This window comes from Sphingomonas sp. CFBP9019, from assembly GCF_034045155.1.
In the GTDB taxonomy this organism is placed as follows: Bacteria; Pseudomonadota; Alphaproteobacteria; order Sphingomonadales; family Sphingomonadaceae; genus Sphingomonas; species Sphingomonas aerolata.
In genome coordinates this window covers 488,524-512,524 of sequence record NZ_JAXCWK010000002.1, presented here as the reverse complement: position 1 = coordinate 512,524, position 24,001 = coordinate 488,524, and the positions used below count along the sequence as shown (strand labels likewise).

Annotated in this window: 14 protein-coding genes and 1 tRNA gene; 10 read left to right on the top strand and 5 right to left on the bottom strand. The window is 65.7% G+C overall.

From position 1 onward, the window contains the following. Positions 1-338 precede the first annotated feature (338 nt). On the top strand, positions 339-4,520 hold the full coding sequence (rpoB, locus tag SOM18_RS06380) for a DNA-directed RNA polymerase subunit beta (protein ID WP_031393738.1): 4,182 nt from the start codon (positions 339-341) through the stop codon (positions 4,518-4,520). A 169-nt stretch (positions 4,521-4,689) separates the two neighbouring features. Then, complete coding sequence (gene rpoC / locus SOM18_RS06375) at positions 4,690-8,976, top strand: DNA-directed RNA polymerase subunit beta' (RefSeq protein WP_031393739.1); 4,287 nt, start codon at positions 4,690-4,692, stop codon at positions 8,974-8,976. 112 nt (positions 8,977-9,088) lie between these two features. On the opposite strand, the gene SOM18_RS06370 is transcribed toward rpoC, so the two are convergent. Continuing rightward, complete coding sequence (locus SOM18_RS06370; protein WP_031441760.1) at positions 9,089-9,853, bottom strand: metallophosphoesterase family protein; 765 nt, start codon at positions 9,851-9,853, stop codon at positions 9,089-9,091. A 1-nt stretch (position 9,854) separates the two neighbouring features. Next, the gene (locus SOM18_RS06365; RefSeq protein ID WP_031441759.1) at positions 9,855-10,946 is read right to left on the bottom strand and encodes a catalase family protein; all 1,092 of its coding nucleotides are present in this window, start codon (positions 10,944-10,946) and stop codon (positions 9,855-9,857) included. Between the two features lie 141 nt (positions 10,947-11,087). Between SOM18_RS06365 and SOM18_RS06360 the strand changes: the two genes are divergently transcribed. Further along, on the top strand, positions 11,088-11,762 hold the full coding sequence (locus tag SOM18_RS06360) for a fumarylacetoacetate hydrolase family protein (protein ID WP_031441758.1): 675 nt from the start codon (positions 11,088-11,090) through the stop codon (positions 11,760-11,762). Between the two features lie 123 nt (positions 11,763-11,885). Next, the gene (locus SOM18_RS06355) at positions 11,886-13,508 is read left to right on the top strand and encodes an OFA family MFS transporter (RefSeq protein ID WP_200874058.1); all 1,623 of its coding nucleotides are present in this window, start codon (positions 11,886-11,888) and stop codon (positions 13,506-13,508) included. Between the two features lie 95 nt (positions 13,509-13,603). On the opposite strand, the gene SOM18_RS06350 is transcribed toward SOM18_RS06355, so the two are convergent. Beyond that, a tRNA-Gly gene (locus tag SOM18_RS06350) sits at positions 13,604-13,677 on the bottom strand. Between the two features lie 236 nt (positions 13,678-13,913). Between SOM18_RS06350 and SOM18_RS06345 the strand changes: the two genes are divergently transcribed. The 5 genes from SOM18_RS06345 to SOM18_RS06325 all read left to right on the top strand — a co-directional run bounded on the left by SOM18_RS06345 (position 13,914) and on the right by SOM18_RS06325 (position 19,321). Continuing rightward, a complete protein-coding gene (locus SOM18_RS06345) occupies positions 13,914-17,012 on the top strand; it encodes a TonB-dependent receptor (protein WP_081874413.1) in 3,099 nt (1,032 codons plus the stop codon). After that, positions 17,012-18,031 (top strand): phytase, encoded by a 1,020-nt coding sequence (locus SOM18_RS06340; protein WP_031441755.1) that lies wholly within the window; start codon positions 17,012-17,014, stop codon positions 18,029-18,031. The genes SOM18_RS06345 and SOM18_RS06340 overlap by 1 nt, the downstream gene beginning before the upstream one ends. 94 nt (positions 18,032-18,125) lie before the next feature. Further along, entirely contained in the window at positions 18,126-18,374 is a 249-nt protein-coding gene (locus SOM18_RS06335) for a glutaredoxin domain-containing protein (protein ID WP_031441754.1), read from the top strand. A gap of 3 nt (positions 18,375-18,377) precedes the next feature. Beyond that, positions 18,378-18,953 (top strand): TspO/MBR family protein, encoded by a 576-nt coding sequence (locus SOM18_RS06330; RefSeq protein WP_081874412.1) that lies wholly within the window; start codon positions 18,378-18,380, stop codon positions 18,951-18,953. Further along, the gene (locus tag SOM18_RS06325) at positions 18,950-19,321 is read left to right on the top strand and encodes a thiol-disulfide oxidoreductase DCC family protein (protein ID WP_107045367.1); all 372 of its coding nucleotides are present in this window, start codon (positions 18,950-18,952) and stop codon (positions 19,319-19,321) included. Before SOM18_RS06330 ends, SOM18_RS06325 begins: the two co-directional genes overlap by 4 nt. Here the strand turns inward: SOM18_RS06325 and SOM18_RS06320 are convergent. After that, positions 19,318-20,271, bottom strand: coding sequence for an NAD(P)-dependent oxidoreductase (locus SOM18_RS06320; RefSeq protein ID WP_327195655.1), 954 nt, complete (start codon positions 20,269-20,271; stop codon positions 19,318-19,320). The two genes, SOM18_RS06325 and SOM18_RS06320, sit on opposite strands and share 4 nt — an antisense overlap. Positions 20,272-20,341: 70 nt before the next feature. Here SOM18_RS06320 and SOM18_RS06315 point away from each other — a divergent pair, with 70 nt between their 5' ends. Next, positions 20,342-20,956 carry a TetR/AcrR family transcriptional regulator gene (locus SOM18_RS06315; protein WP_031441750.1) on the top strand — a complete coding sequence of 205 codons (615 nt, stop codon included), beginning with the start codon at positions 20,342-20,344 and terminating at the stop codon, positions 20,954-20,956. A 50-nt stretch (positions 20,957-21,006) separates the two neighbouring features. Here SOM18_RS06315 and SOM18_RS06310 read toward each other — a convergent pair whose 3' ends face one another. Continuing rightward, the gene (locus SOM18_RS06310; RefSeq protein ID WP_081874410.1) at positions 21,007-23,766 is read right to left on the bottom strand and encodes a response regulator; all 2,760 of its coding nucleotides are present in this window, start codon (positions 23,764-23,766) and stop codon (positions 21,007-21,009) included. Between the last annotated feature and the right edge of the window lie 235 nt (positions 23,767-24,001).

Here is a 24,001-nt window from a genome sequence, read left to right as displayed (position 1 = left end):
TTGCGTGGCATTGTGATTTTATTACAAATATTTTTCCACGGGCCGTTGCGCCGCGCTCGCCTGGCCGCGAGGGCATCCCGTCTTCGACATTTACCACGCGCGACCGGACCGCTTTGACAAGCGCCGGCCACCGTCCTATATGAGCCTCTCACCACAGCATCCGGGAAATGACAGGCCGTCGCGCAGCATGTCGATCGTATTGGATGCCGGGGTTTCATTCGCCGAAAGCCGCCGCAGGTGATTGCGCGCGGCCTTTTTGCGTTACTGCACGCCCCGTCCGGGGGTTCCCGGGCACGAAATTACGGCTGACCCGTCAGTTTATTGAGGGCAAATAACCTATGGCTTCCAAGGCGATCAACGAGGGCGCTGCCAAGCAGCGTCGCGACGGCGGCACCGCAAAGCGTCGCATCCGCAAGGTCTTCGGCAACATCCACGAAGTCGTGCAGATGCCGAACCTGATCGAGGTCCAACGCGAGAGCTACGAGCAGTTCCTGCGCTCCGACAAGTCGATCGGCCATGTCTCGGGCCTCGAGAAGACGCTGCGTAGCGTGTTCCCGATCCAGGATTTCGCTGGCACCGCCTATCTTGATTTCGACGACTACGTCCTTGAACCGCCAAAGTTCGACGTCGAGGAATGCCGCCAGCGCGGGATCACCTATGCCGCGCCGATGCGCGTCACGCTGCGCCTGACCGCGTTCGAGGTCGATCCCGATACCGAGGCCAAGTCGGTCATCGATATCAAGGAGCAGGACGTGTACATGGGCGACATGCCGCTCATGACCGAGAACGGCACCTTTTTCATCAACGGCACCGAGCGCGTCATCGTCAGCCAGATGCACCGTTCGCCGGGCGTCCTGTTCGACCACGATCGCGGCAAGACGCACGCATCGGGCAAGTATCTGTTCGCGGCCCGCGTGATCCCGTATCGCGGCTCGTGGCTCGATTTCGAGTTCGACGCGAAGGACATCGTCAACGTCCGCATCGATCGCAAGCGCAAGCTGCCGGTCACGGCGCTGCTCTACGCGCTCGGCATGACGTCGGAAGAGATCCTCAACTACTTCTACAACCGCGTGACGTTCGTCCGCGGCCAGGGTGGCTGGATCGTTCCGTTCCAGGTCGAGAACTGGCGTGGCCAGAAGCCGATGTTCGACATCGTCGATGCGAAGACCGGCGAAGTCGTGTTCCCGAACGGCCAGAAGATTTCCCCACGCGCCGCAAACAAGGCGTTCAAGGACGGTCTGACCGACCTGCTGATCCCGACCGAGGAAATCTTCGGCCGCTATTCGGCCTACGATCTGATCGACGAGTCGACCGGCCGCATCTACATCGAAGCCGGTGACGAAGTGACCGCCGAGAACCTCGAATTGCTCGACCAGGCAGGCATCGAGCGTCTCGACCTGCTCGACATCGATCACGTCGCGACCGGCCCGTGGATCCGCAACACGCTCAAGGTCGACAAGGCCGAGGAGCGCGAGCAGGCGCTGTCCGACATCTACCGCGTGATGCGCCCCGGCGAGCCGCCGACGCTGGAGACCGCCGAGGCGCTGTTTTCGGGTCTGTTCTTCGATCCGGATCGCTACGACCTGTCGGCCGTGGGCCGCGTGAAGCTCAACATGCGTCTCGACCTCGACGTCGAGGACACCGTCACGACGCTGCGTACCGAGGACATTCTCGAGGTCATCAAGACGCTCGTGAACCTCAAGGACGGCAAGGGCGAGATCGACGATATCGACAACCTCGGTAACCGTCGTGTCCGTTCGGTCGGCGAGCTGCTCGAGAACCAGTATCGCGTCGGCCTGCTCCGCATGGAGCGCGCCGTGAAGGAGCGCATGTCGTCGGTCGACGTCTCGACCGTCATGCCGAACGACCTGATCAACGCGAAGCCGGCGGTTGCCGCGGTCCGCGAATTCTTCGGCTCGTCGCAGCTGTCGCAGTTCATGGATCAGACCAACCCGCTGTCGGAAGTCACCCACAAGCGTCGCGTGTCGGCACTTGGACCAGGTGGTCTGACGCGTGAGCGCGCCGGCTTCGAAGTTCGCGACGTTCACCCGACGCACTATGGCCGCATCTGCCCGATTGAGACGCCGGAAGGCCCGAACATCGGTCTGATCAACAGCCTTGCGTCGTTCAGCCGCGTCAACAAGTACGGCTTCATCGAGACCCCGTACCGCAAGGTCGTCGACCACAAGGTGACCGACGACGTCGTGTACCTGTCGGCGATGGAAGAGGCCAAGCACACGATCGCGCAGGCCAACGCCGATCTGACCGGTGACGGCGGCTTCACCGAGGAACTCGTCTCGTCGCGTCAGGCGGGCGAATTCCTGATGGCGCTGCCCGACAACATCACGCTGATGGACGTCAGCCCCAAGCAGCTCGTCTCGGTCGCCGCATCGCTCATTCCGTTCCTGGAAAACGATGACGCCAACCGCGCGCTGATGGGCTCGAACATGCAGCGTCAGGCCGTGCCGCTCGTCCAGGCCGAGGCGCCGTTCGTCGGCACCGGCATGGAAGAGACGGTCGCACGTGACTCGGGCGCCGCCATCTCGGCCAAGCGTGCGGGCATCGTCGACCAGGTCGACGCGGCGCGTATCGTGATCCGTGCAACCGGCGAAATCGATGCCGGCAAGTCGGGCGTCGACATCTACACGCTGATGAAGTTCCAGCGCTCGAACCAGTCGACCTGCATCAACCAGCGTCCGCTGGTGAAGGTGGGCGATGTGGTCCGTGCCGGCGACGTGCTCGCCGACGGTCCGTCGACCGAATTCGGCGAGCTGGCGCTGGGTCGCAACAGCCTCGTCGCGTTCATGCCGTGGAACGGCTACAACTACGAGGATTCGATCCTGATCTCCGAGCGGATCGTGAAGGACGACGTGTTCACGTCGATTCATATCGACGAGTTCGAGGTGATGGCCCGCGACACGAAGCTCGGGCCTGAGGACATCACGCGCGACATCCCGAACGTCGGCGAGGAAGCGCTTCGCAACCTCGACGAAGCGGGCATCGTTTACATCGGCGCAGAGGTCGAGCCGGGCGATATTCTCGCGGGCAAGATAACGCCCAAGGGTGAATCGCCGATGACGCCGGAGGAGAAGCTTCTCCGCGCGATCTTCGGCGAGAAGGCTAGCGACGTGCGCGACACCTCGCTTCGCCTGCCGCCGGGTGTGTCGGGTACGGTCGTCGATGTTCGCGTCTTCAACCGCCACGGCATCGACAAGGACGAGCGCGCGATGGCGATCGAGCGCGAGGAGATCGAGCGCCTGAAGAAGGATTCGGACGACGAGCGTTCGATCCTGAACCGTGCGACCTGGTCGCGTCTTCGCGAGATGCTGCTCGACCAGACGGCCACTTCGGCGCCCAAGGGCGTCAAGAAGGGCGTCGTGATCGACATGGATCTGCTCGACAGCGTCGACCGCCACGAGTGGTGGAAGTTCGCGGTCGCCGACGACAAGATCCAGAGCGATCTGGAAGCGGTCAAGATCCAGTATGACGATGCCGCCAAGCTGATCACGGACAAGTTCCACGATCGTCGCGAGAAGCTGGAGCGTGGTGACGAGCTGTCGCCGGGCGTGCTGAAGATGGTCAAGGTGTTCGTCGCGGTGAAGCGCAAGCTGCAGCCGGGCGACAAGATGGCTGGCCGTCACGGGAACAAGGGCGTCATCAGCCGCATCCTGCCGGCGGAGGACATGCCGTTCCTCGCCGACGGGACGCCGGTCGATATCGTGCTCAACCCGCTGGGCGTGCCGTCGCGCATGAACGTCGGGCAGATCTTCGAGACGCATCTCGGCTGGGCCGCACGCGGTCTGGGTCAGCAGATCACCCACGCGCTCGAAACTTGGCGCGAGGAGAATCCGGAGGCCAAGGCCGGCGCGATGCCGGAAGCGGTCCGCGATCGTCTCAAGACGGTATATGGCGAGCAGTATCACGAAGAGATCGACGCCCGTTCGGGTGACGAGATCATCGAGCTGGCCAAGAACCTGAAGGGCGGCGTGCCGATGGCGACGCCGGTGTTCGATGGTGCGCGCGAGGCGGACGTGTCGGCGATGCTGGAACTGGCGGGTCTCGACCCGTCGGGCCAGTCGGACCTGTTCGACGGACGTACCGGCGACAAGTTCGATCGCAAGGTGACGGTTGGGTACATCTACATGCTCAAGCTCCACCATCTGGTCGACGACAAGATCCACGCACGGTCGATCGGGCCATACTCGCTCGTCACGCAGCAGCCGCTGGGTGGTAAGGCGCAGTTCGGTGGTCAGCGCTTCGGCGAGATGGAGGTCTGGGCGCTCCAGGCCTACGGCGCGGCGTACACGTTGCAGGAAATGCTCACGGTGAAGTCGGACGACGTGGTCGGCCGCACCAAGGTCTACGAGGCGATCGTCAAGGGTGACGACACGTTCGAGGCGGGCATTCCGGAGAGCTTCAACGTGCTCGTCAAGGAAATGCGCTCGCTGGGCCTGAATGTGGACCTGAAGCAGTCGGAGCCCGGCTTCGACAGCGACGGCATCCAGATCGCGGCGGAGTAACCCCTGTGCCCTCCCCTCCCGCTCGCGGGAGGGGACCGAGGGGTGGGCTCCCGGCCGGCAGCGAAACGCGACGCCGATGCCGGGCGCCCACCCCCTCCCAGCCTGAAGAGGCTGGGCCCCTCCCCCTCCCGCAAGCGGTAGGGGGGAAGATTTTTCCTAAGGACAGCTCATGAACGAGATGACCCCCTTCGCCAATCCGGTCGCCAAGGCCGAGACGTTCGACCAGATCCAGATCGGCATCGCATCGCCCGACAAGATCCGCAGCTGGTCGTTCGGCGAGATCAAGAAGCCCGAGACCATCAACTATCGCACGTTCAAGCCCGAGCGTGACGGCCTGTTCTGCGCGCGCATCTTCGGTCCGATCAAGGATTACGAGTGCCTGTGCGGCAAGTACAAGCGCATGAAGTACAAGGGCATCGTCTGCGAGAAGTGCGGCGTCGAGGTCACCGTCTCGAAGGTCCGCCGCGAGCGGATGGGCCATATCGAGCTCGCCGCCCCGGTCGCGCACATCTGGTTCCTGAAGTCGCTGCCGTCGCGCATCGGCCTGCTGCTCGACATGCAGCTCAAGCAGCTCGAGCGCGTGCTGTACTTCGAGGCGTACATCGTCATCGAGCCGGGCCTGACCCCGCTCGAGAAGTACCAGCTGATGACCGAGGACGAGCTCCTCGACGCGCAGGACCAGTATGGCGAGGACGCGTTCTCGGCCGGCATCGGTGCCGAGGCGGTCCGCATCATGCTGGAGTCGCTCGACCTCGAAGGTGAGCGTACCACGCTGCTCGAAGAGCTCGCGGTCACCAAGTCGGAGCTGAAGCCCAAGAAGATCATCAAGCGCCTGAAGGTCGTCGAGAGCTTCATCGATTCGGGCAACCGCCCCGAATGGATGATCCTCGAGGTCGTTCCGGTCATCCCGCCCGAGCTGCGCCCGCTGGTGCCGCTGGACGGCGGTCGTTTCGCGACGTCGGATCTGAACGATCTGTATCGCCGCGTGATCAACCGCAACAACCGCCTGAAGCGCCTGATGGAGCTCCGCGCGCCGGACATCATCGTCCGCAACGAGAAGCGCATGCTGCAGGAGGCCGTCGACGCATTGTTCGACAATGGTCGCCGCGGTCGCACGATCACGGGCGCCAACAAGCGTCCGCTCAAGTCGCTGTCCGACATGCTCAAGGGCAAGCAGGGCCGCTTCCGCCAGAATCTTCTGGGCAAGCGCGTCGATTACTCGGGTCGTTCGGTCATCGTGACCGGGCCTGAGCTGAAACTGCACCAGTGCGGCCTGCCGAAGAAGATGGCGCTCGAGCTGTTCAAGCCGTTCATCTACGCACGCCTCGACGCCAAGGGCCTCAGCATGACGCTGAAGCAGGCGAAGAAGTGGGTCGAGAAGGAGCGCAAGGAAGTCTGGGACATCCTGGACGAGGTGATCCGCGAGCATCCGGTCATGCTGAACCGTGCGCCGACGCTTCACCGTCTGGGCATCCAGGCGTTCGAGCCGGTGCTGATCGAGGGCAAGGCGATCCAGCTTCACCCGCTGGTCTGCTCCGCGTTCAACGCCGATTTCGATGGCGATCAGATGGCCGTCCACGTCCCGCTGTCGCTCGAAGCGCAGCTGGAAGCGCGCGTCCTGATGATGTCGACGAACAACATCCTGTCGCCCGCCAACGGCAAGCCGATCATCGTGCCCTCGCAGGACATGGTTCTCGGTCTCTATTATCTGTCGATGATGAAGGAGAACGAGCCGGGCCAGGGCATGCTGCTCGGTGACATGGCCGAAGTGCATCAGGCGCTGAACGCCCAGGCCGTGACGCTGCACAGCAAGATCATCAGCCGCGTTCCGCAGACCGATGAGAACGGCAAGCAGTATCTCAAGCGCTACGAGACGACGCCGGGCCGCATGCTGCTCGGCGAGTGCCTGCCGCACAGCCACAAGGTGCCGTTCGACACCGTCAACCGCCTGCTCACCAAGAAGGACGTGGGCGACGTGATCGACGAGGTCTATCGTCACACCGGCCAGAAGGAGACCGTGCTGTTCGCCGATGCGATCATGACGCTCGGCTTCCGCCACGCCTTCCGCGCCGGCATCTCGTTCGGCAAGGACGACATGATCATTCCGGACGCGAAGGTCGGTCTGGTCGATGATACCAAGGCGCTCGTGAAGGACTTCGAGCAGCAATATCAGGACGGTCTGATCACGCAGCAGGAGAAGTACAACAAGGTGATCGACGCCTGGAGCCGTTGCGGCGACCAGGTCGCGAACGCCATGATGGACGAGATCCGTGCGGTGAAGGTCGATACGGAGACCGGCCGTGAAAAGCCGATCAACTCGATCTACATGATGGCCCACTCGGGTGCTCGTGGTTCGCAGGCGCAGATCAAGCAGCTTGCCGGTATGCGTGGCCTGATGGCCAAGCCGTCGGGCGAGATCATCGAGACGCCGATCATCTCGAACTTCAAGGAAGGCCTGACCGTCCTTGAGTACTTCAACTCGACCCACGGCGCTCGTAAGGGCCTCGCGGATACGGCGTTGAAGACGGCGAACTCGGGGTACCTCACGCGTCGTCTGGTCGACGTGTCGCAGGATTGCGTCATCATCGAACCTGATTGCGGCACGACGCGCGCACTCGAAATGAAGGCAATCCTTCAGGGTGGTTCGACGATCGCAAGCCTCGGCGAGCGCATCCTCGGTCGTACGACCGCGGAGGACATCACCGATCCGAAGACCGGCAAGGTCATCATCCCGTCGGGCACGCTGCTCGACGAGCCGATGATCACGACGATCGAAGGCCTCGGCACGCAGTCGTGCAAGATCCGCAGCCCGCTGGTCTGCGAGTCCAAGATCGGCGTCTGCGGCAAGTGCTACGGGCGTGATCTCGCCCGCGGTACGCCGGTGAACATCGGTGAAGCTGTCGGCGTCATCGCCGCGCAGTCGATCGGTGAGCCGGGCACGCAGCTGACGATGCGTACGTTCCACATCGGTGGTGCAGCGCAGCTCAACGAAACGTCGAACCTCGAGGCGCATGCCGACGGTACGGTGCAGTTCCGCGATCTGCGTATCATCGTCGACCAGCGTGGCCGTCGCGTGGTGCTCAGCCGCTCGGGTGAAATCGCGATCGTCGACATGGACGGCCGCGAGCTCTCGGTCGATCGTATCCCCTACGGTGCGTATGTGCTGTTCGACGATGGCCACATCGTGTCGCGTGGCGACCGGATGGCCGAGTGGGATCCGTTCACCATGCCGGTGATCACGGAGAACCCGGGCACGATCAAGTATGTCGACCTGATCGAGGGCAAGACACTCACCGAGCAGACCGACGAAGCCACGGGTATCGCCCAGCGCGTCGTGATCGAATATCGTGCGGCGACCAAGTCGAAGGAGGATCTGCGTCCGCGCATGACCCTGCTCGACGAGACGTCGGGCGAGACCGGCCGCTACATGCTGGCGATCGGTGCGACCTTGTCGGTCGAGGATGGCGCACAGGTGTTCGGCGGCGACGTCGTGGCCCGCGTCAGCCGCGAGAGCGCCAAGACGCGCGACATCACCGGTGGTCTGCCGCGCGTTGCCGAGCTGTTCGAGGCGCGTATCCCCAAGGACTCGGCGATCATCGCCAAGATCTCGGGCCGCGTCGTGTTCGGCAAGGATTACAAGGCGAAGCGCAAGATCGGCATCCAGCCCGAGGATGGCGGCGACGTCGTCGAGTATCTGGTGCCGAAGTCGAAGGTCATCGACGTGCAGGAAGGCGATTACGTCAAGCGCGGCGACAACCTGATCGGCGGCTCGCCCGATCCGCACGACATCCTCGAGACGATGGGTATCGAGCCCCTCGCCGAGTATCTCGTGTCGGAAATCCAGGAGGTCTATCGTCTCCAGGGCGTGAAGATCAACGACAAGCACATCGAGACGATCGTTCGTCAGATGCTGCAGAAGGTCGAGATCACCGACGGCGGCGACACCACGCTGCTGAAGGGCGAGCAGGTCGATCGCGAGGAGATGGACGCGACGAACGAGAAGCTCGACAAGAAGCAGACCCGTGCACAGGGCAAGCCCATCCTGCTCGGTATCACCAAGGCGTCGCTGCAGACCCGCAGCTTCATCTCGGCGGCATCGTTCCAGGAGACCACCCGCGTTCTCACCGAGGCCGCGGTTCAGGGTAAGCAGGACATGCTGATGGGTCTGAAGGAGAACGTGATCGTCGGCCGGCTCATCCCGGCAGGCACCGGCGCAGGTCTCAACCGCCTGCGGGTCGTGGCGAACAGCCGCGACGCCTCGATGCGCGTCGCCCAGCGCAAGATGGCCGAAGCCTCGATCATCGCGCCGAAGTCGGCGAAGGAAGAGCATGACGCCGAACTCGCCCGCTCACCGCGCGATTCCGGCGGCACGGGGGACGACGCGCTTGGCGAAGTCGTGACCTCGGGCACCGGCACCGATGCGGATGCCGGCGAGTATCTGAACAAGCCCGAGTAATCGGGCCCATCAGACGCGAATAAAAAGGCCGCCGTCCGAATATCCGGGCGGCGGCCTTTGTCGTTTCAGGTTACTGGCGGGGCGGACGGGTCGAACCGCGCGCCCTGGCGGGTCAGCCGGTGTCGTCACCCATGGTTCGCGGGATCGTCCGGAGCTGCTGGCCGGTGACCCGCAGCTCGTTGAATGCGGGCGGACTGCCGCGCGTCCGCTTTGACAGGGTGCCGGCACCGATCATGCGGATCTCCCGGCCGCTGCGTTGGACGGGAATGTCGAAGGGGTCGTGGACATGACCTGACAGCACGGCATGCGCTCCTGCATCGGCCAGTGCGGTCAATGCGCTGTCGCCATGGCGGGTCTTTGCTGTCCCGGTCGTGCCGCCTTCGATCAGCGGATGATGCGCCGCGACGAAGACCAGGTGATCCTTCGGTACATCCTCGATCATCGCCAGCGCGCGCGTCAGCGACCCCGGGCTGACCCTCCCCTTCGACCAGTTCCAGCGCCACTGCGCGCGGGCCGTCGTCTTGAGCGGGACGATCGTGATCCCGGGCAGTTCCAGGGGTTTCTCGATCATCGACTCGACCGCGGCATAACGCTGATAGGGCGAGAAGAACCGGCGGAACGGGTCCCAGTAATAGGGGATGTCGTGATTGCCGACCTCGAGCGTGACGGGCACGCCGAGGCTGCGCAGCCAGTCGCCGCCACGCTGGAACTCCTCCTTCGTGGCACGCATCGTCAGATCGCCGGTCATGATCACCGCGTCGGGCCGCTCCGCCTCGACACAGGCGGAGAACCAGGCGAGCGCTGCCGGATCCTCCGCCCCGAAATGAACGTCGCTGACGTGAAACAGCGTGTGCGAACGTCCTGAAACATCTGCCATGTCAGGCAAGTTCGGCCAGCGTCTTGGGCTGGTGCATCGGACACCCGTTGAACGTCCCGCGGAATCCCGCCGAGAGCTCATAGGTTTCCTTGCGGACGCGATTGACGCCGCCCAGCGGCTGATGGTCGACCACGCCGTGCCACACGCTGTAGGACAGCGCATCATCGGTATGATCGGTCACGCCGTGCTCCCAGGAGATTTGCGGCGCCACCTCGAGCGTGGCGACCGTGACGAACGGGCTCGCCTGCTGATCCCATTCCACCGTCGCATCTTCTATCGGCATCGCGTCGAGGTCGGTGTTCAACTGGACGCGCAATTCCCAGACACCGCCATGCTCGATCAGCTCCTCGCGCACGACCTCCCGCAGCGCATCGGGGCGTGCGGTGATGTCGACCGTGTCGCCGGTCAGGCGCGTCAGCGCGGGCGAGACCGGGAACAGCGCGACCTTGGCAATATAGTCGCCGTAGCGCAGCGGCGTCTGCGAGAAATAGGTCTCGCCCAACGGGTGTACGGGCTTCGCGCCGCCGAGGGTCTTGAGCGTCGCGGACTCCGCCCCGACCGCTTCCAGTGCGGATTCGACGACGCGGAAGGTCGCCGACATCGCCTTCTTCACACCGTCGAACCGGTCGGTCGTCTTGGCGAGCAGCTTGAGGTTCTTCGAAAAGGCCTTGGGATCGGGGGCTGCGAAGACCGGCGCGTTGACCATGATGAAGTCCTGCGTCGTCTCGCCTTCAGAGCCCGGCAGGCGATCGCCCTGCACGTCGAGGATCTTCAGCGCGACACCGCGCGGCAGGCTGACACTGTCATCGAGAATGTCGCCCGCGTTCGTTGATATGCGCAGCACCGCCTCATGACGCCCCGGCTGTGCGAAAATGCCCTGCGCGAGTGTTTCGGGCAGGCCGTCAGCGATCGTGAGTGTGCCGCGCGCGATGCCATGTGCCTTGGCATGGACCGCGCGCACGGCATGCGCATAGTCCTGCGACGTGGTCTCTAGAATCTCGCGAAAGCTGTCCTTGAGCGACGCCAGCGTCTCGGCCTCGTCGTCGGCGATGGTTTCGACCGAGGGGGCGAATCGTACGGGCTGGGTGGACATGCGGATCTCCTGTCGTTTCCGATCCAAACCCGCCGAACTCCGCGACGTTCCCGCTGCACGGGCGATCGGTACGATCCCGCACGCTGTTGCAAAGCACCGCGCCCCGGTCCACGCGGTCGGCGCCCATCGAAGGAGAAACCGATGCAGATTCCCGTCGTCACCGCCCCCACGATCGCGATCGTCGGATCCGCGGCACGGTTTCCGGTCCGCAGGATCTTCTGCGTCGGGCAGAACTACGCCGACCACGCGCGCGAGATGGGGTCGGATCCCGATCGGCAGCAGCCCTTCTTCTTCACCAAGCCGGCCGATGCCGTCGTGCCCGGTGGCGGCACCCTGCCCTATCCGAGCATGACGCAGGATCTGCATCACGAGGTCGAACTGGTCGTCGCGCTGGGCGCAGGCGGACGGGACATCGATGCGACGGAGGCGACGGCGAAGATCTTCGGTCATGCGGTGGGGATCGACCTGACGCGGCGCGACCTGCAGGCGGCGGCCAAGGCGGCCGGGCGGCCATGGGACATGGCCAAGGGGTTCGACCGGTCCGCCCCGATCGGCGCGCTCACGCCCGGCGCGCCGCCCGAAACGGGTGCGGTTGGGCTGACGATCGACGGCGAACCCCGTCAGTCGGGCGACCTGTCGATGATGATCTGGTCGGTTGCCGAAGTGATCGCCGCGCTGTCGCGTCAGGTCGAACTCGCACCCGGCGATCTGATCTTCACCGGCACCCCCGCGGGCGTCGGGCCGATCCTGCCCGGGGCACAGGTCCGCGCGACGATCACCGATCTCGAGCCGCTCGAGATCCTGTTCGACGCCTGATCGCCCCCTGATCGACGTGGCGGGGGCGATGTTTTTGTATAAATATAGTCGTCCCCGACCTTAGTCGGCTTTCCTTTGTCGCCGCCCGCCCGCATGCATCCCCTTCATAAAAAGGGGATGATGATGGCGGATGGATCAACCGGCGGGCTGCTCGACCGGGCACGGACGGTAGCAGGGCCGGGCTTTGATCGCTGGCTGGTGCCGCCCTGCGCGCTCGCCATCCATCTGTGCATCGGCATGGCCTATGGCTTCAGCGTGTTCTGGCTGCCGCTGTCGCGCGCGATCGGGATCACCGATCCGGTGGTCTGCGAAAGCATGACGCTGGCCCAGGCGCTGACGACCACGACCTGCGACTGGCGGGTCAGCGACCTCGTCTGGACCTACACGCTCTTCTTCGTTGTGCTCGGCGCCGCGGCCGCGATCTGGGGCGGCTGGCTCGAACGCGCCGGTCCGCGCAAGGCCGGCGTCGTCGCCGCCTTCTGCTGGTGCGGCGGGATGGGGATCGGCGCGATCGGCGTGTCGATGCACCAGCTGTGGCTTATCTGGCTCGGTTCGGGCGTGATCGGCGGCATCGGTCTGGGTCTCGGCTATATCTCGCCCGTCTCGACGCTCATCAAATGGTTTCCCGACCGGCGCGGCATGGCGACGGGCATGGCGATCATGGGCTTTGGCGGCGGCGCGATGATCGGCAGCCCGCTCGCCAACTCTTTGATGAAGCACTTCTCCGGCCCCACCGGCGTCGGCGTCTGGCAGACGTTCCTCGTCCTTGCGGTCATCTATTTCGTGTTCATGATGGCTGGCGCACTCGGCTACCGCGTCCCCGCCGAGGGCTGGAAGCCCGCCGGCTGGACCCCGCCGACCGATGCCAAGGCAACGATCAGCCGGTTCAACGTCGATCTGAAGGATGCGCACAAGACGCCGCAATTCTGGCTCATCTGGATCGTCCTGCTGCTCAACGTGTCCGCGTCGATCGGCATCATCGGTGTCGCCTCGCCGATGCTCCAGGAGATTTTCGGCGGTCGCCTGATCGACGCGCCGGGCGTGCTCTTCACCGCATTCAGCGACAGTCAGAAGGTCGCCGCGGCGGCGGTCGGCGCCGGGTTCGTCGGCGCGATCAGCCTGTTCAACATCGGTGGCCGCTTCTTCTGGGCGTGGTTCTCCGATCGTCTGGGTCGCAAGCCGCTCTACGCGGTGATCCTGGCGATCAGCGCTGTGCTCTACGGTATCGCCGCCCCGGCACTCGCCGGCAGCAGCCTCGGTCTCTTCATCCTCGTCTTCTGCATCCTCGCCTCGACCTATGGCGGCGGCTTCGCGACCGTGCCCGCCTATCTGGCGGACATATTCGGGACGAAGTTCGTCGGTGCGATCCACGGCCGGCTGCTGACCGCCTGGTCGACCGCGGGCGTTGTCGGGCCGCTGCTCGTCGCCAACATGCGCGACGGCCGGATCGCCGCAGGGATCCCGCGCGATCAGGTCTATCAGCCGATCTTCCTGATGCTCGCGGCGATGCTCGTGGTCGGCTTCGTCGCCAACCTGTTCGTCAAGCCGGTGGCAAGTCGCTTCCACATGCCGGTTACCGAGGGCGTGGCCTCGACGACTGCCGTCGACGCCACGACGGCCACCACCAGCGCACAGCATGGCGGTGGATCGCGGTCGACCGTCATCCTCGCCTGGCTGGCGGTCGGCGTGCCGATCCTCTGGGGGATCTACATGACGCTGTCGAAGGCGGTCATCCTGATCAAGTGACCGAACGCGACACCGCGGTCGCATCGCCGGACAGGCGATCGCGACCCGGTGGTCGGCGTGAAAAGGGATTTGCGTTGGCACCGACGGTGTCGGCGTGGAGCGGGTGAAGGGAATCGAACCCTCGTCACTTGCTTGGGAAGCAAAAGCTCTACCATTGAGCTACACCCGCATATCGACCGTGCGTCCGCGCGGCGGATAAGCGCCGGCGGTCGCGATGCGATGGCGAGCGTCTATCGGCTCGGCGTTAGCGACGCAAGATGCTTCTCGACGCGGAATGGCGCGCTGTGTCGAGGGACGCGGGGCACGACGTAACGAAACTGTCACCCCCGTGTCACCACGCTGCCATTGGTCTGCAATAGGCACCCCGGCAAGCCAGCCCATAGCTGGACCAATCGGGGGACCATCATGATCATCGGCCTGTCACACCGCGCACGCGGCCCTGCTGTCTTGCGCGCGCTTCTTATCGGCAGCGCGATGATCCCGCTCGCGATCGGGATCGCCCGCGCCGAACCGGTCGATGGCCCTGCCGCAGCCGCAGCCCCCGCCCCGCGTGGCAATGCCAGCATCACCGGGACGATCTCGCAGGCGGGCAGTGGCGATTATCTCGACGGCGCGTCGGTCTCGATCCCCGCTCTGGGGCTGGCGACCGCGGCGGATCGCGCGGGCCGGTTCACGCTGGCCGGGATCCCCGCCGGGACGCATGACGTCGTCGTCCGCTATGTCGGCTTTCCCGATGCCCGGCGCAGCGTCACGGTCACCGACGCGGCGGTCGTGCTCGATGTCGCGATGACGATCGAGACCAGTGCCGACGGCGACGAGATCGTCGTTTCGGGATCGCGCCCCATCGCCGAGTCCGAAGCGGCAGCGCTGCAGATCCAGCGGACCAGCCCCTCGCTGGTCTCGGTAATCGCGTCGGATTCGATCGGGCGTCTGCCCGACCAGAATATCGCGCAGGCGGTCAGCCGCCTGCCCGGCGTCGGCGTCCAGCGCGACCAGGGCCAGGCCCGCTACATCACGCTGCGTGGCAGCCCGATCAACTGGACGACGCTGTCGTTCGACGGGATCAACGTGGTCAGCCCGGAAGGTCGCGACGCGCGGTTCGATTCGATCCCCTCGGCGATCGCGTCGCAGATCATCGTACGGAAAGCGGTGACCCCCGACATGACCGGCGAGACGATCGCGGGCAATGTCGACATCATCACCCGCTCGGCGTTCGACTATCCGGGGCTCAAGGTTCAGGCCAAGGGCGGCCTCGGCCATGTCGAGCTCGGCAAGAAGACCGAATATGAAGGCTCGCTCGTCGTGTCCGACCGGTTCGACACGGAGATCGGCGAATTCGGCATCGTCTCGTCCGCCAGCCTCTATCGCCGCGGCATGGTCACCGACAATTTCGAGACCGACTTCGAAGCGGTCGACCGCGACCTGCGCCCCGGTTACGAGACCCGCAACTGGGCGCGCGAGACCGAGAACAAGCTCTACCGGCTGACGCGCAAGAACTATTCGCTGTCGAGCCGTCTCGACTGGCGCCCCGCCCCTGGCCACAAGCTGTTCGCCGAGACGATCTACTCCGCGTTCGAAGATGACGAGCAGCGCAACAATTACATCTTCGATCTGGACGACCAGCAGTCGCGCACCCCGAACGGCACCGCCGCCTGCGCGGTCAATGCGCGACCCGCCTCGGGCACCACGGGCTATGCGGATGTCTGCACCGGCAACACGCCCCTGCTCGGCACGGTGTACGGGATCGATCTCAATTCGAACTTCACGGTGCGCAAGTACAAGCAGTCGGTGTTCACCAACACGCTGGGCGGCGATCACGAACTCGGCGACTGGAAGGTCGCGTGGCGCGGCAACTACACCCGCTCGATCGACGACCGGTCGCAGCCTGCACAGCTCAACTATGACAGCCCCTCGTTCGGCACCAATGGCGCGAATGCCGCCAACCGCCTGACCGTCGGCTATGACCTGACCGATCCGCAGCTCGCCAAGGTGCAGCTGTACCGGACGATCCGCAACGCCGATGGCAGCTTTTCGCGCGGCGACCGGGTCACGGCGATCGAGGATTTCCCGCGCACCCTGTCGCGCCTGCGCTCGCTGAAGGCGCAGGACGTGACCGAGGCCTATACCGCCAAGCTCGACATCAGCCGCGAGGCTTCGGTGTTCGGCGCCTCGACGATCCTCGCCGCCGGCGTGCGCTATGACGACCGCACCAAGACGTCGAATGAATATCTCCTCGACCTGTCGACGCCCGCGCAGTTCGCCGCGGCGGGTATCGCGACGAACTATTCGGCGATCGCCAAGCCCGGCGGGTTCCAGGGCGAGATCCCGCTCGGCTACACCTTCCAGTATTTTGACCGCGACAAGGTTCTCGGACTGGTCGATCAGGCCAAGGCGGTCGGCAGCTATGTCCGCAGCGACGCCAATTTCTACGACGTCGGCGAGAAGGTCTATTCGGCCTATGCGATGGCGACCGCGACGACCGGTTGGGGCAGCATCATCGGCGGCGCCCGCGTCGAGCATATCCGCAACGACGCACGCGCCTTCTCGATCGGCACGGTCGGCACCGGCGCCGCGGCGACCACGGTCACCACCCCGATCGACGTGAAGTCGAGCCAGACGCTGGTCTATCCGAGCCTCCACCTCAACTGGGACGTCGATGACCGGATGAAGGCACGGCTGTCGTTCAACACCGGCGCCGCGCGTCCCGATTATGATCAGCTGCGCCCCAATCTCAGCTATAACGACGCGAACGCCACCATCTCCGGCGGCAATCCCGATGCGAAGCCCGAAAAGGCGAAGGGCGTCGATCTCTACGTCGAATATTACACGATGCCGCGCGGCTTCCTGTCGATCGGTGCCTATTACAAGGACGTCACCGACGTCCTGTTCGATTCGACGCAGACGTTCGGGCGGACGACGCTGAACACCGGCGGCGTCGATCGCTCGGGCTATCTCTATTCGACGATCGTCAACGGCGGCAGCGGCTATATCATGGGCATCGAGGGTGCGATCCAGCAGCAGCTCGAGCCCTTCACCGCCGATCTCGGGCTGCCCGAATGGATGGGTGGCTTCGGCGTCCAGCTCAACGCGACGATCAACAAGAGCCGCGCCGAGACGCCGGGGACCGCTGCCCTGCCCTCGCGCAAGGTGCCGCTGCCCGGCGCGTCGGACGCGATCTACAATCTGATCGCATATTACGAGAAATACGGTTTTTCGGCGCGGGTATCCTACCAGAACCGGTCGGCATGGCTCGATGCGATCGGCGGCACCGACACGATCGGCGGCGTCGTCCGCGGGATCGACGGCGGCGATTTCTACTGGGCGAAGGACAATGAGCTCGACGCCAGCGTGCGCTACGCGATCAACAACAATGTCGAAATCTATGGCGATTTCGCCAACCTCCTGAACGGCCCGGGCCGCCGCTATGCCGGCTCGTCTGCCTATACGATCGAGCATGAAACGTTCGGGCGGCGCTATACCGGCGGCGTGCGGGTGACCTTCTGATGCGCGGACTGCCGCTCCTCGCGCTGATCCTCGCCGGGTGCGCGACCACGAGCGTGCCCCAGACGGCCACCGCGCCGCTGGTCGCGGCGACCGCGGAAACCGATCCGGTCGATACCGCGGCGGATGCGGCGGACGATCCCGCGATCTGGCGCAACCCCGCGGATTCGGCGAAGAGCCTGGTCATCGGGACGGACAAGAAGGCGGGCATCCACGTCTACAGCCTGGCAGGCAAGCGGCTGAGCTTCACGCCCGCCGACCGGCTGAACAATGTCGACCTGCGCACCGTTGGCACGCGCGTGATCGCGGCGGCGAGCGACCGCGCCGATGTCGACACCGCGCATGTGTCGCTGTTCACGCTCGACACCGCGGCGGCGAGGCTCGTGCCGCTCGGCCGCTTCCCGGTCGGCCCGGGCGAGGCTTATGGCATGTGCCTGTGGACGCGCGCGCGCGATCACGCGCTGTTCGGCTTCGTCGTGCTGAAGGACGGGCGGATCGATCAGCTCGCGATCGACGTCTCGGGCACGGTCCCCAAGGTCACGACAGTCCGCTCGATGAAGCTCGCGAGCCAGGCCGAGGGCTGCGTCGTCGACGACCGGACCGGGCTGCTCTACGTCGCGGAAGAAGATGTCGGGCTCTGGCGGTTCGACGCGGATCCGGCGGCACCGGCGACCGCGACGTCGATCGCGCGGGTCGACGGCAAGACGCTCGTCGCCGATGCGGAAGGCCTCGCGCTCGCGCCCTCGGGCCGACGCGGCGGCTATCTGGTTGTCTCAAGCCAAGGCGACAACGCCTATACGCTCTACCGCCTGCCCGGCGTCACCTATGCGGGGCGGTTCCGGATCGGCGGCGGGGCGATCGACGGGACCAGCGATACCGACGGCATCGACCTGATGCTCGGCGATTTCGGCCCGGCCTATCCGGGCGGCCTGTTCGTCGCGCAGGACGGCGACAACGCCCCCGACACGCAGAACTTCAAGTTCGTCAGCTGGACCGCCGTGCGTCGCGCCCTGCGGCACTAGCCTGCGACAGCCGCAGGGAACGTCTGGGGCCATCCCGCGCTATAGGATCTGGCATCGATCGGCGTATCGAGAGGCCGCAGATCCGAGGACGATGATGACCCAGACCCGTACCGCGACGCTGCACCGGATGGTGCTGCCCGATCACACCTGCCCGTTCGGCGTCCGCGCCAAGCAGCTGCTTCAGGCCGAAGGCTATGACGTCGACGACCAGATTCTGCGCGACCGGGATGCGGTCGAGGCGTTCAAGACCGAGCACGGCATCGCGACAACCCCGCTGATCGTGATCGATGGCGAAACGATCGGTGGTTGCGACGATCTCGAACGCTATCTGGCGGAGCGCTGAGCGATGGCCCATCCTGATCACCATCCGGTCGCGTCGCCCGTTCCGGCGCATGCGCCACCGCCACCGCCAGTGCTGTCGCGGACCGCTGCCGCACTGATCGTCGTGTCGGTCCTCGGCGTCAGCGCCGCGATCGGTCGCCGCAATGCGCCCGACCCCTCCCACCCGCGGACCCGCCGCTGGTACAAGCGGCTCGACAAGCCCAGTTATACGCCGCCCGACGCCGTGTTCGGCGCGGTGTGGCCGGTGCTCGAGACCGGGCTCGCCGTCGGTGGATATCGTCTCCTCCGCCAGCCCGCCGGGCCACGTCGCACGAGTGCGGTCGGGTTGTGGCTGCTTAACACCTCGATGGTCGGCGGCTGGACCGAGCTCTTTTTTCGCAAGCGGGCGCTGCGATCCGGCGCGGTCGTCGCAGGCACGATGGTCGCAACCGGCGGCGCGTATGTTGCGGCGGCGGCGAAGGTCGATCGTCCCGCGGCGCTGCTGGGCGTGCCGTTCGTGGGCTGGCTCGGCTTTGCGACGTTGCTCGCCACGCGCATCAGCGCGCGCAATCCCGACTCCGACGCGGCGGACGCCCGGTGACCGATCTGGTCGTCTGGCATGATGGCAACTGCCCGCTATGCCGGCGCGAGATCGCGCTCATGCGGCGGCTCGACCGGCGCGGTGCGATCACGTTCGTCGATGCCACCGATCCCGATGCGAGTTGCCCGATCGACCGCCGGGACCTACTCGCGCGGTTTCATGCCCGTGAGGACGGGACGATGCTGTCGGGCGCGGCGGCGTTCGCTGCGATGTGGCGCGCAATCCCGGTCCTGCGGCCGCTCGGCCTGCTCGCGCGCAATCGCACCGCGCTCCGCCTGCTCGAGCGCGCCTATCTCGGCTTTCTCGTGGTGCGACCCCGCCTGCAGGCCGCACTGCACGGCCGACAGGCGGGCGAGCGGCGGCGTTAAAGCCCGGCGTTGCGCCGGACGGCGGCGCCCACCGCCGACCAGTCGACATCTTCCCCCTCCTGCGCGATCGCGGCGCGCAGATGATCGCGCACCACGCCGAGCAGCGGCATCGGCGTACGCAGTCGGCCCGCCGCGGTGTCGACGAGGTTCATGTCCTTCAGCCCCAGCGGTGCGGCAAAGCCCGCGGGTGTAAACCGCTGTTCGACCAGCATCTCGCCGTACGTCTTGTAGACCGGCGCGTTGAACAGCGTACCCGTCAGCACCTCGAGCAGCAGCGCCGGTTCGACCCCGCCCTTTTCCGCCAGCGTCATCGCCTCCGCCATCGCCTCGACCGCCGCCATGATCATGAAATTGCCGCTGAGCTTCACCAGATTGGCGGCGGACGGCATCTCGCCGACACGGAACACGCGCTGGCTGATCGCATCCAGTGCGGGCTCGCACCGGGCGATCAGATCGTCGCGTCCCGCCGCGACGACGAACAGCATCGCCGCCGCCGCCGCGGGCGGACGACCGAAGACGGGGGCCGCGACATAGCCACCGGCCCCGTCCTGATCCGCCGTCAGCCGCTCCGCCAGCGCAACGCTGATCGTGCTGTGCGATACATGGACCGCCGGCGCGCCAAGGATCCCGCCATCGCCGTAGACTACCGCCTCCAGCGCGGCATCGTCCGCCAGCATCGTCATCACCACGTCGCCCTGCGCCGCTTCGGCGGGCGTCGCGGCCCGAGTCGCGCCACGTTCGACCAGCGCATCGGCCTTGTCCGGCGAGCGGTTCCACACCGTCACCTCATGACCCGCCTCAACCAGATTGGTGGCCATCGCATGCCCCATCTGGCCCAGACCGATAAACCCGATTCTCATGATCATAATCCCTTGTCCGACCGCAGCAGGATCACCCGCCGGTCCTGCCCCGCCCAACGCGCGGGCGGCGCGGATGTTCGACGCGCGCACGCCGGCCGATCGGTCCCGGAACGTCCGGGATACTGGACGTTTTTCCACTTGTGCCTATATACCGACTGGTATGAATAGCTTGTGCACGCTCACCGCCCCCAAGGGCCGCCCCCGCGAGTTCGATCTCGAGGAGGCGCTTGCGGCCGCGCTGCGCGTTTTCTGGCGAAACGGGTATGAGGCGGCGTCGATGGCCGAGCTCACGGCCGAGATGAAGATCACCAAGCCGAGCCTCTATGCCGCGTTCGGCAACAAGGAAGCGTTGTTTCACAAGGCGCTCGACCTCTACGAACGCGAAAAGCTCGCTTATATGACGTCCGCGCTCGATGCGCCGACCGCCAAGGCCGTGGCTGAGCGGCTGCTGCGCGGGGCGCTCCAGATGCAGACGAGCACCTGCGATCCCAAGGGGTGCCTGAGCATCATCAGCAGCGTCGCCTGCGGCGTCGAGGCCGAACCGATCAAGGCCGAGGTCGCCAAACGCCGCGAGTCGTCGCAGGCTGCGCTGATCCGCCGGTTCGACGAGGCCAAGGCTGCGGGCGAGTTCCCCGACGGTCTCGAGTCGCCCGCTCTTGCGCGCTATCTGTTCGCGGTCATGCAGGGGCTGGCGATCCAGGGCGGATCGGGCGCCACCTGTGGTGAGCTCAATCAGCTTGTCGACACCTGCATGATGGTCTGGCCGACGCGTTAGCCGCCGGGGCACGCACGCCTCCGTCGCGCGTTACCCTGCCCCCGTCACGGTTACTGCCGGTCAGGATTTCCGTCTGAGGCGATCTGCATCAGCACAGGTCCTTCGGCCGCAGTATCAGCCGGCGCTGGCCTGTCGATCGCCGACTTCGACGCCGCCCTGACGACAGCCGAGCGAAGTGCCTCGACGCCATAGGGCTTCGGCAGCAGGATCGCCTGCGGATCCCACGGCACGAGCGCGACCTCGCTGTCGCCGGTTGCGAACACGACCCCGATGCCCGGCCGACGCATGCGGACCGCTTCGGCAAGCTCAGGGCCCGACAGCCCCGGCAGGTTGACGTCGCTGACCAGCACATCGACCGGGCGGGCCTGCAGCGTCGTGAGCGCCGCTTCGGCGCTGGCCGCCTCGATCACAGCCATGCCCAGATCGCGCAGCATCTCGGCCGCGCCCGCACGGACCGCCGCATCGTCCTCGACGAGCAGGACGCGGATCGGGACGTCTCCGTCCGACCGCGGCGCATCTTCGTGACCCTCCGCCGCGCGCCGCCGCGCGCGCTGGCCGGCGAGAACCTGTTCAAACTTCCGCGCGAGCGCCTCGCGCGTATAGGGCTTGGACAACAGCTCGACGCCGACGTCGAGCCGGCCGCCATGGACGATCGAATTCTCCGTATAGCCCGACGTGAACAGCACTGCGAGATCGGGGATCCGCTCGCGCGCGCGGCGGGCGAGTTCGGGGCTCTTCAGCGTCCCCGGCATCACCACGTCGGTAAAGAGCATGTCGATCGGCACACCGCTTTCGATGACGTTCAGCGCACTGCCCGCGTCGACCGCTTTCAGCACGCCATAGCCAAAGTCGCCGAGCATCTCGACGACGGTCGCACGGACCTCGTCATCATCCTCGACCACCAGCACGGTCTCGGTCCCGCCGATGATCGGCCCACCGCTGGTCGCGACCTCGACGTCTTCGGGGCCCATCGCGCGCGGCAAATAGAGCTTGATCGTCGTGCCTTCGCCGACCTCGCTGTAGATCTTCACATGGCCGCCCGATTGCTTGACGAAGCCATAGACCATCGACAGCCCGAGCCCGGATCCCTTGCCCTCGCTCTTGGTCGAGAAGAACGGCTCGAACACCTTGTCGATGATGTCGGGCGCCATGCCGCTGCCCGTGTCGGTGACCGCCAGCATGACATATTGCCCCGCCGCGACCTCCAGATGGCCGCGTGCATAGGCGTCGTCGAGGCTCGCATTGCCGAGCTCGATCGTCAGCTTGCCGCGCCCCTCCATCGCGTCGCGCGCATTGATCGCGAGGTTGAGCAACGCGTTCTCGATCTGCGTCGGGTCGATGAACGTGTTCCACAGCCCACCACCGACGACCGTCTCCACTTCGATCGCCTCGCCGATCGCACGCCGCAGCATGTCGTCCATCCCGCGTACGAACCGCGTGACGTTGACCACCTTGGGTTCGAGCGCCTGACGTCGGCCGAAGGCGAGCAACTGCGCCGCAAGCTTGGCGCCGCGTTCGATCCCCGCCATCGCGTTGCTGACCCGCCGCTCGGCACGCGCATTCCCGGCAATGTCCTTGCCGAGCAACTGCAGATTGCCCGAGACGACCTGGAGCAAATTGTTGAAGTCGTGCGCGACACCGCCGGTCAGCTTGCCGATCGTCTCCATCTTCTGCGCCTGGGCGAGCCCCGCTTCGGCAAGCCGACGCTCCTCGATCTCGCGGATGACGCGCGCTTCGAGCGTCTCGTTGAGGACGCGCAGCTGACGCTCGGCGCGTTCACGGTGGCTGATCTGTCGTTCGAGCTGCAGCGTGCGATTGACGCGCTCCTCGACGTCGAAGACCAGCACGTAGAAGCCGTTGATCGCCCCATCGGGCTCGATCCGCGGGATGTAACGCAGCTCGGACGCGCGGTCGCCGCCGTCGCGGTGCGGCAGCCGCGCATCGGCGGTCACCGTCTCGCCGGCCAGAGCCCGGTCCATCATCGGCTGGCGTACGGCAAAGGCGGGCTGACCGATGACGTCGCGGACATGCCGTCCGACGACCTGCGCGGGTGTCAGCCCGACCCATTCCTCGTAAAAGCTGTTGGCGAACCGATAGATATAATCACGATCGATATAGGAAATCAGCACGGGCAGCGCGTCGGTGACGATCCGCAGCTCCGATTCGCTCCGCGCCAGCTGCCGTTCCGCTGCCACCCGCTCGCTATTGTCGATCACGGTGCCCAGCACGCCGCCGACGCTGCCGTCGAAATCATGCACCGGGGTGTAGAAGAGGTCGAGCGTCACCGCGTGCGCCGCGCCGTCATGATGGAGCGTCATCGGCTGGTCGCGAAACAGCATGACCTCGCCGCGCATCACCTCGCCCAGCACGTGGCGGTTGAAGTCCGCCTGCTCGGGCCAGACGTCGACGGCGCGCGCACCGATCGCGGCCGGATGCTTGCCGCCCGCGATCCTGGCATAGCCGTCATTATACAGCATAAGGCCGTCGGCGCCCCACATCAGCACCTTGGCGACGGGCGAGTTGACCACCGTATTGACGGTCGAGCGAAGCTGCGGGGACCAGGTGTCGATCGCGCCGAGCGGCGTCGCGCTCCAGTCGTGCGCTCGTATCGCTGCGCCACACGCCCCGCCGGCGATCGGCCAGGCCACCGGGGTGGCGGCGCCGGATCGCCCCAGCCGGTCGCGCAGCAGCGTCAGGGTCTCAGCGGCAACCGCATCGGCGCTGGTGCCGGTGCCGGCAATTACCTGGGCATCGATGAAGCGGTCGAGTTCGGACGCGAGCACCGGGTTGCGGGTCTGTCGGGTAACCATGCCACCGGGGTAGCTCTCCGACCGCGCCTGTCAATCACGCTTGGCATCGGCACCGGACTTGGCAGACGGAGCGAGCCGCGCGCACGACCGACGTGCACGCGGCGCAACGCCCCTCAGTCGAGGGGCTTGGTCACCGGCCGCCACATCACGAAGGCGAGCGCCACGAGTGGCAACACCGCCATACAGCCCACGATCATCAGCATCAGATTGCTTGCAGTCATCCAGCCTCTCCTTC